The organism is Alteromonas sp. V450 (assembly GCF_001885075.1).
Classification (GTDB): Bacteria; Pseudomonadota; Gammaproteobacteria; order Enterobacterales; family Alteromonadaceae; genus Alteromonas.
Map to the genome: position 1 here is coordinate 2,668,045 of NZ_MODU01000004.1, position 17,763 is coordinate 2,685,807.

13 protein-coding genes are annotated in these 17,763 nt (G+C 44.2%); 8 read left to right on the plus strand and 5 right to left on the minus strand.

The genetic code is table 11. From position 1 onward, the window contains the following. Positions 1-490: 490 nt before the first annotated feature. Both fabV and BK026_RS11645 read right to left on the minus strand, forming a co-directional pair. Positions 491-1,669, minus strand: coding sequence for an enoyl-ACP reductase FabV (gene fabV / locus BK026_RS11640; RefSeq protein ID WP_071815999.1), 1,179 nt, complete (start codon positions 1,667-1,669; stop codon positions 491-493). A gap of 273 nt (positions 1,670-1,942) precedes the next feature. Further along, positions 1,943-2,563, minus strand: coding sequence for an FKBP-type peptidyl-prolyl cis-trans isomerase (locus BK026_RS11645; RefSeq protein WP_014950800.1), 621 nt, complete (start codon positions 2,561-2,563; stop codon positions 1,943-1,945). Between the two features lie 233 nt (positions 2,564-2,796). On the opposite strand from BK026_RS11645, the gene ppc reads away from it, so the two are divergent. Both ppc and BK026_RS11655 read left to right on the plus strand, forming a co-directional pair. Continuing rightward, positions 2,797-5,418 carry a phosphoenolpyruvate carboxylase gene (gene ppc, locus BK026_RS11650; RefSeq protein WP_071816000.1) on the plus strand — a complete coding sequence of 874 codons (2,622 nt, stop codon included), beginning with the start codon at positions 2,797-2,799 and terminating at the stop codon, positions 5,416-5,418. A gap of 187 nt (positions 5,419-5,605) precedes the next feature. Then, on the plus strand, positions 5,606-6,412 hold the full coding sequence (locus BK026_RS11655; protein ID WP_071816001.1) for a hypothetical protein: 807 nt from the start codon (positions 5,606-5,608) through the stop codon (positions 6,410-6,412). Between the two features lie 266 nt (positions 6,413-6,678). On the opposite strand, the gene mdh is transcribed toward BK026_RS11655, so the two are convergent. Continuing rightward, positions 6,679-7,617, minus strand: a complete 939-nt coding sequence (gene mdh / locus BK026_RS11660) for a malate dehydrogenase (RefSeq protein WP_014950802.1) — start codon at positions 7,615-7,617, stop codon at positions 6,679-6,681. A 240-nt stretch (positions 7,618-7,857) separates the two neighbouring features. Between mdh and argR the strand changes: the two genes are divergently transcribed. Continuing rightward, positions 7,858-8,322, plus strand: a complete 465-nt coding sequence (argR, locus tag BK026_RS11665; RefSeq protein WP_071816002.1) for a transcriptional regulator ArgR — start codon at positions 7,858-7,860, stop codon at positions 8,320-8,322. A gap of 62 nt (positions 8,323-8,384) precedes the next feature. On the opposite strand, the gene BK026_RS11670 is transcribed toward argR, so the two are convergent. After that, on the minus strand, positions 8,385-9,068 hold the full coding sequence (locus BK026_RS11670; RefSeq protein WP_071817624.1) for a type 1 glutamine amidotransferase domain-containing protein: 684 nt from the start codon (positions 9,066-9,068) through the stop codon (positions 8,385-8,387). Positions 9,069-9,272: 204 nt separating this feature from the next. Continuing rightward, a complete protein-coding gene (locus BK026_RS11675) occupies positions 9,273-12,482 on the minus strand; it encodes a TonB-dependent receptor (protein WP_071816003.1) in 3,210 nt (1,069 codons plus the stop codon). A gap of 372 nt (positions 12,483-12,854) precedes the next feature. On the opposite strand from BK026_RS11675, the gene BK026_RS11680 reads away from it, so the two are divergent. The 5 genes from BK026_RS11680 to BK026_RS11700 all read left to right on the plus strand — a co-directional run bounded on the left by BK026_RS11680 (position 12,855) and on the right by BK026_RS11700 (position 17,762). Beyond that, positions 12,855-13,751: a hypothetical protein gene (locus BK026_RS11680; RefSeq protein WP_071816004.1), complete on the plus strand. Its 897-nt coding sequence runs from the start codon at positions 12,855-12,857 to the stop codon at positions 13,749-13,751. After that, a complete protein-coding gene (locus BK026_RS11685; protein ID WP_071816005.1) occupies positions 13,748-14,701 on the plus strand; it encodes a hypothetical protein in 954 nt (317 codons plus the stop codon). Before BK026_RS11680 ends, BK026_RS11685 begins: the two co-directional genes overlap by 4 nt. A 204-nt stretch (positions 14,702-14,905) precedes the next feature. Then, positions 14,906-15,529: a uridine kinase gene (gene udk, locus BK026_RS11690; RefSeq protein WP_014950808.1), complete on the plus strand. Its 624-nt coding sequence runs from the start codon at positions 14,906-14,908 to the stop codon at positions 15,527-15,529. Positions 15,530-15,541: 12 nt separating this feature from the next. Continuing rightward, positions 15,542-16,753: a NupC/NupG family nucleoside CNT transporter gene (locus BK026_RS11695; RefSeq protein ID WP_071816006.1), complete on the plus strand. Its 1,212-nt coding sequence runs from the start codon at positions 15,542-15,544 to the stop codon at positions 16,751-16,753. A 169-nt stretch (positions 16,754-16,922) separates the two neighbouring features. Beyond that, positions 16,923-17,762, plus strand: a complete 840-nt coding sequence (locus BK026_RS11700) for an isopenicillin N synthase family oxygenase (protein ID WP_071816007.1) — start codon at positions 16,923-16,925, stop codon at positions 17,760-17,762. Position 17,763: the final 1 nt, after the last annotated feature.

Genomic DNA, 17,763 nt, shown 5'->3' on the forward strand with positions numbered 1-17,763 from the left:
ATACCCTTTTGCATGACCGCAGAAACCCTGCCTGTCAGCATGCAAAAGCGCACTATTAACAGGTGTTAAACACCTTATTATTCATGATTGGCGGAACTTGCTGATTTGCTACGGTCAGCCTGTTATGAAGCCGTAACGCATAATTCCATTTTGCGAGCGTTTACTGTTGCGCTCTTTCATTTATAGACCACCAACGAAAATTTACACTTATTGTTTTTATTGTGTACTGCAATCGCCGCTGCTGTTTTGGTAGAGGTAGAAAAGACCCCTACTTAATTTCGGGATTTTAGCATTAACCCATACGTTTGTGCCACGCTATTTCAAGATAAAGGCAAATTTTTCTACAATTTAATGTAAACCTTTGGTCTTATTCATTTACATTTTTCGAATCCATCCCCTATATCAGCTTGTAATTAGGAACAAAAAAGCCGTCAAATCAGACGGCTTTCGACCATAAGAGTGCAAGGTTAATTAATGGTAAGTTCAGTTTTTACCAATTAACCATTGGGTCAACTTCACTGTCGTAATCAACACTTGAAATGTCAAAACCGAACAGTTTTAAGAACTCATGGTGGTAACCTTTGTAGTCACTTAAGTCATGAAAGTTCTCTTGTGTCACTTGATCCCATAGCGCCTTAATTTTTGCTTGGGTTGCGTCGTTAGTTTCTTTGCCATCCATGCGATAGCGATTTGCTTCATCTAACGTTGGCGTGTCGCCAAACAGGCACTGAGTGAACAAGCCATGAATCTGCTCAATACACCCTTCGTGCGTGCCTTCCTCTTTCATCACTTTGTAAATAAGTGAAATATAAAGTGGCATTACAGGAATGGCTGAGCTTGCCTGCGTTACCAGTGCTTTCAACGAGCTCACATTGGCTTGCACAAGCAAATCACTGTTTTTACCGATAATGGCTGCCGCAGCGCGATCCAAGTCTTCTTTCGCTTTACCAATCGTCGCTTGACCATAAATAGGCCATGTAAGCTCTTTGCCTATGTAAGTGTAAGCGGTTGTTTTACAGCCTTCAGCAAGCACACCGGCTTCACGTAAAAAGTCCATCCAACGTTCCCAATCTTCGCCGCCCATCACTTTGATGGTGTTAAGGATTTCTTCGTCGTTGGCTGGCTCTAGCGATACTTCATGCACTTTATCTTTATCAGTATCGTAGGTTTTTGTTGTGTACGCCTGCCCTACAGGCTTAAGCGTAGATTTATACGTCACGCCTGTTTCTGGGTCGGTTCTACGCGGGGATGCAAGGCTATAAATGACCAAATCAACCTTGCCCATTTCAGCTTTGATTTTTTCGATGGTTTCATTTTTGATTTCATCGGAAAACGCATCGCCGTTGATAGTATCTGCATACAAGCCTTTTGCTTTGGCTTTTTCATGGAACGCTGCAGTGTTGTACCAACCTGCTGTACCCGTTTTGCGCTCCGTTGGCGCTTTCTCAAAGCACACACCTAGTGTTTTTGCGCCATAACCAAAGGCAGATGTGATGCGTGACGCTAAGCCGTAACCTGTTGAGCTACCAATAACCAGTACGTTTTTAGGGCCTTCGCCTAAGTCGCCTTTTGCTTCTACATAAGCAATTTGTTCGTCAACCGCGGTTGCACAGCCAATAGGATGCGCGTTTGTGCAAATGAAGCCTCTCACTTTAGGCTTGATAACCATAATAATTTTCCTTATTTGAGCGTGGGGCTATTGTAATGCCGAAGCCACTGATAACAACTCGGAGCAGATAGAATTTAGCATATCGCAAACACCACTACACACCAATGAAACTAAGCAGTAAATTGAGTTTTGATTAATTCTTTATGCGAATTGGGAAAGGGGTAATAGTTTATGGGCCGAGAATTAAAGAGGTAGCGCGTAGTTGACAAAGTACGGTATGCAACGAAGAGAAAGTTCACAGGTACGCTGAGTCGCGTACCTGTGAACAACGCATTAACCTAGAACGTCTAGAAGCTCTACGTCAAAGATAAGCGTGCTGTATGGTGCAATAGCTGCACCCGCACCTTGCTCACCGTAAGCAAGATCATGTGGCACGTATAAACGATACTTAGCACCTACTTTCATAAGTTGAAGTGCTTCAGTCCAACCTTTAATCACGCCACCTACTGGGAATTCAGCTGGCTGGCCGCGCTCGTAAGAGCTGTCAAAAGTGGTACCGTTGATAAGTGTACCGTGGTAGTGAACACGTACAGTGCTAGCCGCAACTGGCGTTTCACCGTCACCTTCAGCGATAACTTCGTACTGAAGACCAGATTCAGTAACGGTTACTTCATCACGCTTTGCGTTTTCTTCAAGGTACTTTGTGCCTTCTTCAATAACCGCTTTGCTCGCTTCTTCTTTAGCCGCTTGCATGCGCTTGTGAATTTCGCCGAACGCATCACGTAGTGTGTCGTTGTCAACCTGAGGCGCTTGACCTGCGAAGGCGTCTTTTAGGCCAGCTACAACAGCGTCAATCGCTAGTCCGTCAAATGGATTTGATTGTAGTTGTTGACCCATTTGAAAACCAATGCCGTAACTTGCTTGGGTTTCTACTGTATTGAATGTATCAGTCACAAGAACTCCTGAAATTAAATTACAAATGCAGTACAAATTTCAAACAAAACGCATGTCGCGAGAATGTTTCTGCATTTTCCGGTGCGAGAGTGTATCACACCATAAGATATCTTGCTTTGAGCAATATTAACTTGGGTGCAAAAGTATCAAAATGTTGTAAATTATAACCGAAAGTGGTTAGACAAGTCGCAAAGGACACAGTATGGTTAGGCCCATATATTTAGGAGGATAGCATGCAAACACACTATGATGCTGAACTGAAAGATACCGTTCGATACCTTGGTAAAACCTTAGGTGAGACAATCAAAAATCAATTAGGTCAGGAATGGCTAGACCGCATTGAAAAGATTCGTAAAGGCGGCCGAGCTTCTTATCAGGGAGACGCTACGTGCAGCGAAGAACTGAAAGAAACTTTCAAAACAATGTCTGACAGCGATTTGCTTACTGTTGGCCGTGCCTTCGCACAATTCTTAAATTTGGGCAACATTGCTGAGCAAGAATACAACGCTGCAATGAATGTTGATGCATCGATTGATGCACTTTTTGAACACCTAGATAAAGCTGAGTTAACCGCTGAAAAAGTGCAGGATGCAGTTGCAAAACTGAACATCGATCTTGTACTAACCGCCCACCCAACCGAGGTTACGCGTCGTACACTTATTCATAAACACAAAGAATTGGCAAATTGCCTTCAAGCCATACACCAAGAATCGCTTAATGACGTTGAGCGTAAGAAAATTGAAACCCGCATTGCAGACCTTATTGCACAGGCTTGGCACACTGAAGAAATTCGCTCTGTGCGCCCTACACCTGTTGATGAAGCGCGCTGGGGCTTCTCGGTTATTGAAAACTCATTGTGGGAAGCAGTACCTGACTTCATGCGCGAGCTTGACGGCCGTTTAAATGAAGATTACGAGGTCTCACTGCCGCTAGATGCCTCTCCTGTTCAGTTTAGCTCTTGGATGGGCGGCGACAGAGACGGTAACCCATTTGTAACGTCAAAAGTGACAGAGCAAGTACTCTTACTTGCTAGAAAGCGCGCAGCCAAACTTTTCGCGATAGATCTTGATCGCTTGCAGGTTGAGCTTTCTATGTACGACTGCAACGACGCGTTACGCGAAAAAGTCGGCGACGCCAACGAGCCATACCGCGCCCTTCTTCGTCCACTTGTGGACAAGTTCATCACAACCCGCGATGGCATTAGCGACTACTTAGCAGGTAAGAACCCGGATACTTCAAACTGGGTTGAAAGTGATGATGAGCTAATTGAACCACTGATGCTTTGCTACCAGTCATTGTTAGACTGCGGAATGCAAGTTGTAGCAAACGGTCTGCTGCTAGACACTATTCGCCGTGCTCGAGTATTCGGTATTCACCTTCTGCGCCTTGATGTACGTCAGGATTCTGAGCGTCACGCAGACGTCTTTAGCGAACTCACTCGCTATCTTGGTCTTGGTGATTATGCTCAGTGGAGCGAAGCCGACAAGCAGGCTTTCTTATTACGCGAACTTGGCTCAAAACGCCCGCTTTTCCCTGCTCAATGGGACGCGTCTGATGACGTAAAAGAAGTGCTTGATACGTGTAAGGTTATTGCGAAGCACAGCAAGCACGGCTTTGGTATTTATATCATCTCTATGGCCAGTGAGCCGTCAGATGTCATGGCCGTTCAGCTACTACTTCAAGAAAGCGGTGTAGATTGGCCAATGCCAGTGGCGCCATTGTTCGAAACACTGGACGATTTGAACAACTCACCTGACGTAATGCGTAAATTGCTGTCTATTGACTGGTATCGCGGTTACGTGAAGGGCCGTCAGTTTGTCATGATCGGTTACTCTGACTCAGCAAAAGATGCAGGCGCATTGGCTGCTGGCTGGGCACAGTATCAGTCGCAAGAAGCATTAGTTGCCATTGCAGAAGAATTCGACGTAAGCCTTACCCTATTCCACGGACGTGGTGGTACGATTGGCCGCGGCGGTTTGCCAGCACACGCAGCTATTTACTCACAGCCTCCTGGCTCACTAGAAGGTGGATTCCGCGTAACAGAACAAGGTGAAACCATTCGCTACAAGTTCGGCATGCCAAAACTGGCTAAACGCAGCCTAGGTATTTACGCCAGCGCTATAATTGAAGCCATGTTGTTCCCGCCTCCAGCACCAAAAGAAGAGTGGCGTGAGCTTATTACCGCAATGGCCGCGCAAGGTCGCGATAACTACCGCGCAACAGTTCGCCATGATGAAGAATTCGTCCCTTACTTCCGTGTGGCTACACCAGAGCAAGAGCTAGGTAAGCTTCCTCTAGGCAGCCGCCCTGCTAAGCGTAAACCACAAGGCGGAATTGAGAGCTTACGTGCTATCCCATGGATCTTCGCCTGGGCACAAACCCGTTTAGTTCTGCCAAGCTGGTTAGGCGTTATGCGCGCAATTGATAGCGTGAAGACTCCTGAGAACGAGAAAGTGGTTAACGAGATGTTCAGCGAATGGCCGTTCTATCGTTCGCGTCTTTCAATGCTGGACATGGTGTTCCACAAAGCTGACCCACGCATAAGCGAAGCTTATGATGAGCGCCTTGTACCAAAAGAACTTAAACACTTTGGTGAAGCGCTGCGCAGCGAGCTTAAAGAAAGCATCTCGTCGCTGTTGGCTATTACAGGCGATGACGACATTATGAAAAACGACCCGCAAGGTAAAGAGTCGATGGAGATCCGTGCAGCGTATCTTCAACCACTTCATTACCTGCAAATTGAGCTTCTCGATCGTATCCGTAAAGCCGGTGACGATGCGCAAAACACCAGTTTAGAGCGTGCCATGATGGTAACCATTGCAGGCATTGCCATTGGGATGCGTAACACAGGTTAAGTACGCTAATTCAGTAAACCATAAAAGCCCGCTTCGTACCACGTAGCGGGCTTTTTTATTGCCCTTAGACACGACTGGATTTAGTCAGCGATAACTACCATATCACTAAAACGTAAAAACGTTTGTTAATCAGAGAAATAGACTTATGATTGACAGCGAAGCCTAAATCATTTTTAAAGGACTAGAAGTGCGTACATCTCTATTAATATTTTTCGTTACACTGCTTTCTTTTGGCGGCCACTGCGTTGCCAACACAATGAAATTACCTACTGGTTTATGGGAAGGCATAAGCGAAGATGAAACGACATTCCGGTTACTTCAAATACAGGAAGGTGGCGACCACAGCTTTTTTGAAATAGTCATTCCGGGAGGCTTGAAAAAAATGCGTCGCACACCGTTCACCAATGACGACATTACTTGCATAGGAAACCGGTGCACAATTAAAACAACGATCGAAGACAATGTTACACGCACGCTTACCCTTTCGCCTTTCTTAGATAACGACTTTAACGTATTGGAGTCGAGCTTTAAGGATAAAGAGAGCTATATTTCTCAGACCTATCGACTTGTAAAACAAAAGGCAAAGTCAACGCCGCGTAAGGTTTTAGAAAACCGAAAGAAAATACTATCTGAAGCAGAGCAACGTGTTGCCAAACACCCTTATGGAACCTGGATTGGTGTAATGCAATATTTAGATCAACCAGAGTTGGCATTACTAGAGTTGAACGAAAGAGAACAAGGTTCACTGCGGGTTTATAGAAAAGGGGAAGAGACGTTTAGAGAAGTCAAATCACCATTTTCTGCCGACGACATAAGCATAGATGCTCGAGTCATCGAAATTGAAGCTTCTCACACAACTTTCGCATCAAAGATTATCCTTTTCGTTCTTACAGACGACATGATTTCCGGCTTTACTTATGCATTACACAAAGGCTTTCCCGTCGCAATGGGTCCCATAAAGCTGTTTCGAATAGATCCATTACAGACACAGTAAGTCAATTAGGAAATAAACTTATTGCTAGCTATGGGTGGAATGCTTAATTGGCGGTACTTTAATAAATAGGCGTTTCTGTGCCCAGGATGCCGTGACAAAGCCTACAAAGACGCAACAAAAAAGGCTGGATACGTAAGGTCGTAACAGACTGTCTGCTGCAGGGATGCTGCAGCCAAGCCTCCATGGATGGAATCTCGGCGTGTCTGTGTAGGCCTTACGTATCCAGCCTTTTCAAGCGGATGCTAATGCATCCGCTTTTAGCACTATTAGCCGTTTACGAAATCAACGCCTAGCTTGATGTCACCACGTAGGCCTTCAAGCATGTCGTTTTTCGCTTTTTCTTCAAACGCGCTTAGCTCACCGTATGGCAAGATTTCTTCAACACCGTTTGCGCCAAGGCGAACTGGGTGTGCAAAGAATGCTGCGTCGTCGCTGTCGTCAGTCTGTACATAAGTGTACTCAACCACGTTCTCACCTTGCATTGCTGCAACTAGAGATAGACAGAAACGTGCCGCTGCTTGACCCATAGATAGGGTTGCAGAACCGCCGCCCGCTTTAGCTTCAACAACTTCAGTACCCGCGTTTTGGATACGAGTAGTTAGGCTAGCAACTTCTTCGTCTGTGAACTCTACGCCTTCAACTTGTGAAAGTAGAGGAAGGATAGTTGTACCAGAGTGACCGCCGATTACCGGTACGTGCACAGAAGATACGTCTACACCTTTAAGTTCAGCAACAAAGGTTTCTGCACGGATAACGTCTAGTGTCGTTACACCGAAAAGCTTGTTCTTGTCGTAAACGCCTTTTGCTTTTAGCGTTTCAGCTGCAATAGCAACGGTAGTGTTCACTGGGTTAGTGATGATACCAACACACGCGTTCGGGCAGTTATCAGCTACACCTTCAATTAGGTTTTTAACAATGCCGGCGTTGATGTTGAACAGATCAGAACGATCCATACCTGGCTTACGAGGCATACCAGCTGGAATTAGAACTACGTCTGCTCCAGTTAATGCATCAGCTAGGTCATCTTTACCGTGACCGGTTACTTTTACCGCAGTGGGAATGTGACTCAAATCAACGGCAACACCAGGAACAACTGGCGCGACATCGTAAAGCGCTAAATCTGAACCTGCTGGCAATTGTGTTTTCAACAACAAAGACAGCGCCTGACCAATACCACCGGCAGCACCTAACACGGCTACTTTCATACCATTTCTCCTATGGGATTACTTCACGTATTTAAACGGAGCGTCACACTAATGCAACGCGGGGGAAAACTCAATCACCGGATCGTCTTACTTAGCGTATTTATGACGATATTAATGGGATATTCATTATCATGAGTGATTATGCAAACAAATTGCGTAAAGTCCACCTGTACGGCACAATATAGTGCACATAAAAAACATCTATATTGTTAATCACCTACAACACAGAAAAGAGCGCTAATGGCTAACGCAAAACAAGAGCAACTGATTAAAGCTTTTAAAGAAATACTTAAAGCTGAGAGCTATGGTTCACAGGGCGATATTGTAGAGGCTCTGAAAGGTCAAGGCTTCGACAACATAAGCCAATCAAAAATATCTCGAATGCTTAGCAAATTTGGTGCTGTACGCACCAGAAATGCCCGTGGAGACATGGTGTATTGCTTACCCCCTGAACTCGGCATGCCAACGGCGAAAAGCCCCCTCAAGCAGCTGGTATTAGATATTGTGCACAATAACGTTATGGTGATTATCAGAACAAGTCCCGGCGCTGCGCAGCTAATCGCCCGCCTTCTGGACTCACTAAGTAAAAAAGATGGTGTATTAGGTACGATAGCAGGCGACGATACCATCTTCATTGCACCAGCCGACGTTTCACAAATTGAGGAACTACGTCAACGAGTTGAGGATTTATTCGAAAACGTGTAACGAACGCTAGAAAACCGCATTTGTATAAAATGCGGTTTTTCGTGGCAATATGAAAATAACTACTAAGCCAACAGTTTGATAAGCGCATCAGCTGCAGGACGTGACGATGGCGGATTTTGTCCCGTCACCAATAAACCATCGGTGCAAACTTTTACTGCAAAGTCATCTGCTTTTTCAAACTTTCCGCCTTTCTTAACTAACTCGTCTTCCACCAAATATGGCACTACTTCAGTAAGCTCCATTGCAGCCTCTTCACTATTGGTAAAACCCGTAACTTGCTTACCTTCGACCAAATATTGGCCAGCAGGTGTTTTCACATCCTTAAGTACGATAGGGGCGTGACAGACGGCACCAACAGGCTTGTTAGCTGCAATAGTGTCTTCGATGAGTTTTATTGAGTGCGCATTATCAGAAAGGTCCCATAACGGGCCGTGACCTCCTGGATAAAACACTGCATCAAACTCATCAGCCCGCACATCTTCAAGTGGGATTGTCGACGCTATGGCACTACGTGCTATTTCATCCTTTGTGTAACGCACGGCATCGTCCGTCATTGCGTCGTCAGCCAAACTATTAGGATCGATAGGTACTTGCCCACCCATAGGAGATGCAAGTGTTATGCTGTATCCCGCATCTTTGAAGGCGTAGTAAGGTGCTGCAAATTCCTCAAGCCACATTCCTGTTTTCTTACCTGTATCACCCATTAATTCATGAGATGTCATCACCATTAACATGCTTTTAGACATGATTGCTCCTTGTATCAAAACGCTTTGATTAAAGTACATCATTGGTTCGCGTTAAGGTGGGAGTTAGATCATTTATAAGTTCATTGTTCGTTGAACAACAGAGAGGTAAGTTGAATTGCGAGGTTTTATTTCAGGCATAAAAAAGTGCCACTTCCTATATAAGGAGAGTGGCACCTAACACTACAATTGTTTCACGTTATGTGATTAGAAGTCGTACTTGATACCGAACTGTACTTGCCATACTGACTGGTCAAGTACTTCAAGGTTCTTAATACGGCTGTCGCTGTTTAGGTCAAAGTATTCATATTGACCATCAACGATTTTTGCAGAAACAACTGCACGCTCATATTCATAGCGAGTACGCTCGATACGGCCCCAGTCGTCATTCAGTAGGTTACCGAAGTTTTCTATATCAAAGAACACTGTAAGTTTGTGCTCTGGATAGAACGCAGGTAGTTCTTGCTGAATACGAACGTCAATAATTGTTGACCAGCGCGAGTTATCGCCATTACGAGCAGCAATGCCGCCTTTGTATTGTGCTAACTCAGAGTCATTAATGTAATCCATGAACGCTTGTTGCTCGATAAGGTTTCCACCAAATGAGGTAGACGCGAACAATGGATCATCAAGACCAGACGGCACGTACAACAGGTGACCTGCGTCATCATTACGGCTCTCACGTGCACAACGACCGCCACCAACATCTAGGACACACGCGTTGTTTTCATCAAACGTGTAGCTGTATGGCTGGCCAGAACGACGCTCTGCAAAGATTGAAACTGTTGTTTCGTACCCATCAACAATTTCTTTTTTCCAGTTAAAGCGCATTTTCCATAGGTGCTCAGTCTGGAAGTTAGACGTACCAGCACGTGGCTGCTGACGATCATAAGCTGCAAAGTCAGAGTAGTTAGACGTTGCTGTTGACGACGTACCGTAGCCCACATCTTCTACATCAGCAAACGTGTAGCTGGTGAAGAAGTCAAACGAGCCGTATGACGTGTCCCACGCTTTCGATGCTGACAGTGCGTAAAGGATTGAGTCACCTTCGTCTACTGAACCTGTAACAATAGCCTCTGGACCTTCACTACAATCATAAACGCCGCGGCCATCTGGTGCAGTACCTACAGGGTTTTCACAACGTTGATCGTACCAGTAGGTCGCATTTTCAAGCTTGTTGTAAAGTACATCGGCAGAGAATAACCAACCTTCAAGTGCTTCCATCTCAGGTTCGTGTGCAACACCTAAGCTTACTTTCCACGTTGTTGGGATATCAAAGTCATTCGCCAACGCATTCACATCGCCATCCGGCTCGATGTTAGCAAGCAGGTCAAGAATATTCTGAGGGATGTACTGACCTGTAACAGGGTCTGGTGTAGTCGGCACTTGGTATGTCTGGCCAGAACCAAAGTCTTGGTAATCGTCAGAAATTACGCCATCATTTGAGTAGCTGTTTGAAACCCAAACACTTGGAGCACCACCAGAGAAACGACCAATACCACCACGTACAGTTGTGTAGTCAGACGCATACCACTGGAATGAAACACGAGGAAGGATTACATCCAGTCCGTCAATGTCGTTTGTGTTTGAATAACCGTAACGATCTACGAAATTTTGGTTCTCACGGATAGAACCTTCAGACTCGTACCAGTCATAACGGATACCGGCATCGATAGTTAACTCAGCTGTCGCTTCCCATGAGTCTTGGAAGTAAAGCGAGTTGTAGTTGTAACCCCAGATTGCACGAAGATCGTTCTCGTTATTTGTTACAGCGTTATTGTAAAGAAGTGCTGATGCCTGAGCATTTGCCAAGTCTTCGATGCTGTCGAATAAGTATGAACCTTCCGAGTTTTGTGCAAATAAGTTGTTTACGTCAACTTCTTCACGCTCGTAACCAAGCTTCATGATGTGGTCGCCAGTTGTGTAAATACCCACTAGCTTAATTTGGAAGAAGTCTTGGTCAAGTGAGTTACCGTGACGGAAACGGTCTGGACCAATTGTTAGGTAGTTTTCATCGCCATCTACTTCACGCAAGAAAACAGCAAAGTTAGGGAACTCAGCACCGTTTAGCGAGTTTTGGCCAGTAGCTTGGGTAGTTTTCGCAATCTTGAACTGTGTAGAGAAATCTGCTGTCCAGTCAGAGAAAACGTGTGCGATGAAGCTTTCAACTTTTTCAGAACGGTCATACCATGCAGAAGATGCACCAAGAACTTCGTCATTAGTTAGGAAGTTATTACCGTTTTGTTCATTAATTGAGTTACCGTCGGTAAGCATATAAGTAAACTTAGCGCGGTGATCGTCATTAATGTTCCAGTCGATGTTAGCAAGAATCTTTTCATCTTGTACGTCATCTTTTTGGAAGCCACCAATGTCGAAGCCCCAAACGTCTGAAACGATTTGAGAAACCTGAGCTACGTCATCTAATGTGATGGTTGGTACTTCGTTAACTGCACCAGAACCCGCAGGACCACGGTTGAGTGGCGCAACTGATTCAAACTTGTCGTAAGCAACGAAGAAGAAAAGCTTGTCTTTAATTAGTGGACCACCAAGCGTAGCAACGAACGTTTTCTCTTCAAAATCAAAATTGAAGTCTTCATCGCCGTTTTGATCACCAGCAAGTGAATCGTCAGTGTAGTAATAGCTAAGTGAACCGTGGAAATCGTTTGTACCCGATTTGGTTACAGCGTTAATCGTACCACCGGTAAAGCCGTTGTATTCAACATCGAATGGTGCGGTTTGAATTGACAAAGACTCAATCGCATCATAAGAAATTGGAGAACGCTGTGTAGGGTAGCCGTTAGCGTTAAGACCGAAACGGTCATTCAATGCTACGCCGTCTACTGTTAAAGAGTTGAACTTGTTGTTAGCGCCCGCAATGCTAAGCTCCTTTGAGCCACCGCTTTGAACGTTAACAGATGCAAATGGGTCAAGCTGCGCTGCGTCTGTAATGTCACGGTCAATTGATACTACTTGCTGAAGCGCTTCAAGACCAAGGCTCGTGCTTAATGCTTCGTTCGTGTATCCGGTTCCAGCTGCACTTCCCGTTACGGTAATAACCTCGGTAGATCTTGCAGATGCTAACGTGATAGGTAATTCAAGCGCTTGGTCAAGAGCAAGATATACATTTTCTAATTTTGCTGGAACAAAACCATCACCGCTAATAGTAATAGTGTAAGGACCACCAACGCGAAGACCACGAGATGAAAACGTTCCGCTTTCATTTGTCGTCGCAACAGACGTTGTTCCTGTAGGTTCGTGTTTAATTGTTACTGTCGCACCAGAAAGGTCCGAACCTGCTTCACTGACAACGTTACCTCTGATTGACGATGTTGTCGTCTGGGCCATAACTGTACCAGCTAGGCCTGCAGAAACAGCAACAGCAATCGCAACGCGACTTAGCTTCGCTTTAAAGTTCATGTGTGTTTCCCTTATTGTTTAGATATCTTTGGGGCCGCTTGTAGGGTTTTCCCGGGGCGACCTGTAATTAAAATGAACCGCTGGAATTGTTATAAAGGTTCATGTCAATTTTATTACAGTTTTACATTTTTATTTAACAGCAATCCCCTTAGGCCTTTGACTTCGAAAATTTTTTCTTGACCAGATGGTCAAGTTAATTTACTTATTATTATTGTCGTCAATTCACGGCGATTGTCGGTTCCTATTCTCACCAGATAATTCATCAATAACCAGCGTTTATTAAAAATCAAATTAACCTATAAAAAATAACCAAATATCAGCATCTTACCAATTAAAAATAAACTTACCTATTGCAATAAGTAAGTTTAACTGGTGAAATTACACCATAAATCGTTAATTCATTTGGTCGTTTTTTTGACGGATTTTAGAATTATTACTCACTGCAAATGGTACATACTCGCCGTAGCCGCATTAATATGTAGCGTAGTCGGCTATGTAAAAAATTCTAGCGCCTATCATGACATTCCGCCGCAAACTGGTCAATTATTAACCTGCAAAACAGGTTTAGATGAAAATAACGATGTTTTTTTAGCGTATATTACTGATGTTCGCATTGCGTACATGGTAAACGAGCGACTTTGCTCCGACGCCACTATAAAACGTCAATACAACGCAATAAATGTCATCATTGGACAGAGTGATTATGATACCTTTCGCTACATTAACCACGGCGTTGCAGACCTTGCCTTAGTGAAAAAAAATATCGTTGATGCATTTGGCGCTGATCAAATTTATGGCCTTACCAAAGTTGCAGCCCACCCAGACTACTCTGCTTTCTTTATATCACTGAGAGAAAAACCCCAGCTTACTAAAGAGTACATACTCGGTAAAAGGATAGGTCTACTTGACTACCCTAGCAGTCGCTCCGGTCACATTGTTCCTAAAACGGTGCTTCATGAACTTGGACTTACCGACAGTAATGTAGACATTGTATATTACAGCTCGCACAAAGAGCTGCGTAGGGCCTTACTAGCAGGAGAAATTGACATAATTTCGACCTACTGGGCGCAGGAGGACAGTGAAAAGTTTTCGAAAAATTACGCAGCACCATTGCTAGAAAGTGTAAGCGGTATGCAATGGTATTTAAAAATGCAGACAAAGAACACCGATCTCTTTTGTGCTGTCCAATCAGTAATTAATGATATTGCCACAACCCACCCGCGACCATATTACAGAAATATTTCACTGGTTGAGGGGTGCAAAAAATGAGTAACAAACCTCTTCATTTTGACATTAAGGCTAAAGCTTTTTTCATTTGGTTGGGCTTGTTCTTAGCGCTAACGACATGTGCACTTATTGCCAACTTCTTTTCCTATAAATCGTCGATAAATCACGCAATCGATAACATTGAGCATCGGATAATTCTCGACAGTGCTTTCATTGATATTGGCAGTAAAACCCTTGGGACACCGGTAAACCAGTATGCGGTTCGCAGATATATTACGCGGTTAAACAATGTGTTAAAAACACAGAAAACGCCAGTCATCGTGCTATCGATCCAAAACGTCAGCATCGACATAGACAGCGACACCTACCCTTCTCTTCACGAAGCAACATTTGATAATGCAGAGCAAACAATTTCAATACAACTGAAAAGCAAATCACTTTATCAATCGCTACAGTTTAGCTGGACTGCCTTTATAGCGTCTATTTTACTCGTTCCGCTATTCTCAGTAACAGATAAAACAAAACCCAAATCTGATGAATTTGACGACGTAATTATACCGCCTTCACCGAGGTTAATCATAAGTCTTCAGGATAAAACCATTTCCAACGGTGTCGATAACAAAGCGGTCAACCTTCAAAACAAACCGCTTTGTTTTTACACTGCGTTAGTAAAATACTGTATCGAGAACCCAGGTGAGTCTTTACCTCCGCATAAAGATATTCCTCACGAACTTATGACGCTCGCAAATAAGAGTTTTGGCCGCTTAATTGAATTAGGCCATACAAAACGAAAACGTCCTGATTTTAATGCGAATTTAGATAAAACACTGAGCGAAATACGCGCTGCTTTAGATGAAGTTTTCGCTGACTTCCCAGAAGAAAAAGATACATTTTACCCACCTAGGGCCCAGGGTGAAGGGTCGCGTTCTAAGCAACACTCATACGCTTTAGTCAGCATTAAGGAAGATAATATAGAAATCATTGGCAATTAATACGCAGGTAGACTGGTGTTAAAATCTGACCAACTGGAAAGTTTTTTACTTTTTTTGTTTTCTCATTAACACCCTGCAATACCTTGAAAATACGATAAAGTTCTAGCAAAGACCGATCCAAAAACCGAGAACTTGTGAATATAACATTGATTCGCGAGGCCTAAACGCGTATCTTTGCACCAACAAAATCAGCTTTATAGTACTATGCAATCGCCACTTATTATTGCCATTTCTGGAGCTTCTGGCTCTGGGAAGTCTCTTTTTACAAAAAATTTGTTTAACGGCTTCAGTGCTCAAGGCCGCCCTGTTCAAGTGCTGCGCGAAGATCACTACTACCGTGCGCAAGATCATCTTCCCATGGAACAGCGTGAGAAGAACAACTATGATCACCCCAATGCATTTGAACATGAGCTTTTAAAAGCACACTTACAAGCATTGCGCGATGGTCAGCCCATTGACTATCCACATTACTGCTATAAAACGCATACGCGTTTGCCTGAAACTGAGCGTCTTAATCCTGCGCCAGTCATTATTCTTGAAGGAATAATGCTGCTTGCCCGTACTGATCTACTTCCTTTGTATGACGTGAAGATTTTCATTGATACGCCCCTTGATATTTGTTTGATGCGTAGAATGATGCGCGACCTCAAAGAGCGCGGTCGTAGTATTGAATCTGTGGCAAAACAGTATGAAGAAACGGTTAAGCCTATGTATCATCAATTTATCGAACCAAGCCGCTTCACTGCCGACGTAGTAGTGACGCAAGGTGGCAAAAACCAAATTGCATTAGATGTGATCAAATCACACATTCAGCAAGCGCTTCTTTAAGGGAACATTACTATGGTAAGTTTATTGGGCATTGCAGTCCTTCTGGGTATTGCTTTCGCGTTGTCATCGGCGAAACGCAATATAAATTGGCGCACCGTTGGTGGCGCATTTGCAATTCAAGCATCTGTTGGCGCATTTGTCCTCTATTCTGAACCTGGTAAGGAAGTGTTGTTAAGTGCAACACGTTTTGTTGCCAACATTATCGCTTATAGCCAAGAAGGTATTAATTTCCTGTTCGGTCCTATCGGTGACAAATCGATTGCGTTCATTTTCGCGTTTAACGTACTTCCTGTTATTGTGTTTTTCTCAGCGCTTATAGCTGTTCTTTATCACCTCAAAGTGATGGGCTTGATCATCAAAGTTATCGGTGGCTTTTTACAGAAAGCACTGGGCACAAGTCGTCCAGAATCCATGTCTTCTGCTGCCAACATCTTTGTGGGTCAAACCGAGGCGCCTTTAGTAGTTCGGCCTTTCATTCCTCACATGACTAGCTCTGAACTGTTTGCCATTATGGTGGGTGGCTTAGCGTCAATTGCAGGTTCAGTAATGGCTGGCTACGCTGGAATGGGCGTGGACCTTAAATACCTTCTAGCAGCCAGCTTTATGGCTGCGCCAGGTGGCTTACTTATGGCAAAAATCATTTTGCCAGAAACCGGCAAGCCTAATGAAGATTTACATGACGTAGACGCGGAAGATACCGGCTACGCCAATGTATTTGATGCGGCTGCCAGTGGCGCCGCATCAGGCATGCAACTTGCGTTAAACGTAGGTGCAATGCTACTTGCTTTCATAGCACTTATCGCAATGCTAAACGGTCTTATTGGCTGGACAGCTGGGCTTTTAGGCTATGAAAACGTGACGTTTGAAGGGATCCTGGGTTATGTGCTTCAACCTCTTGCATGGGCAATCGGCGTACCATGGGAGGAAGCGCAACTTGCAGGCAGCTTTATTGGGCAGAAAATGGTGGTTAACGAGTTTGTTGCCTACCTTAATTTCTTAGAAAACCAATCTCAGCTTTCTGAAGCATCTCAGGCCATTATCACCTTTGCACTTTGTGGTTTTGCAAACTTCTCTTCTATCGCTATTTTGATGGGTGGAATTGGTGCCATGGCACCAACACGCAGAAAAGAAATTGCGAGACTGGGGTTAAAAGCTGTTATTGCTGCAACGTTATCTAACTTAATGAGCGCCGCGCTAGCGGGCTTTTACCTCTCTCTTGGTTAAATTTCATTAATTTGGACCAGTTGGTCAAGATTTCACTAGACTAACTGGTCAGGTTTCTGTAAATTACGCGCAAATTCCTCGCGGGGTTGATTTATGTCAATTTCTGCGACTTTTTTCTGTAGCCCGTCTACCTTTATAATGCCGCAGTCAAAATATACGGGATAAAGTTATGCAATTAGTTGCTGTTGATTACCAAGCGGAAAACGCACAAGAAGAATTCGTGAAGTCACTTCGCGAGACAGGGTTCGGTGTTTTAAAAAATCACCCTATCCAACAGTCATTAGTTCAGGGTATTTACGACAATTGGCAGGGCTTCTTCGACAGTGAAGAGAAGAACGATTACCTGTACAACAAAGGTAAACAAGACGGATTTTTCCCTCAGAGTGTATCTGAGATAGCCAAAGGCTTTACGAAAAAAGATATTAAAGAGTATTACCACTTCTATCCGTGGGGCCAGTGCCCAGAAGCACTACACCCGCAGATTTCTCAGTACTATGAGGAAGCAAATACATTAGCGAAAGAGCTATTGGGTTGGATAGAAAAACATTCTCCGACAGAGGTGAGTGATAAGTACAGTCAACCGCTAGGCAATATGATCAAAGATTCTGATCAAACCTTGCTGCGCATACTGCACTACCCTCCACTAAAAGGTGATGAAGAAGTAGACGCAATTCGCGCAGCGGCTCACGAAGATATTAATTTAATTACTATCTTACCGGCAGCCAACGAGCCTGGATTGCAAGTACAAGCTAAAGACGGTAGTTGGATTGACGTTCCTTGTGATTTCGGGAACTTGATTGTGAATATTGGCGATATGCTTCAAGAAGCATCAGGCGGATATTTCCCATCAACTACACATAGGGTTGTTAACCCAGATGGCACTGACATGACGAAATCTCGTATTTCATTGCCACTATTTTTACACCCTAGACCAGATGTTGTTCTTTCAGAACGTCATACCGCGGGCTCATACCTGCAAGAACGCCTTCGTGAGCTGGGCGTTATATAAG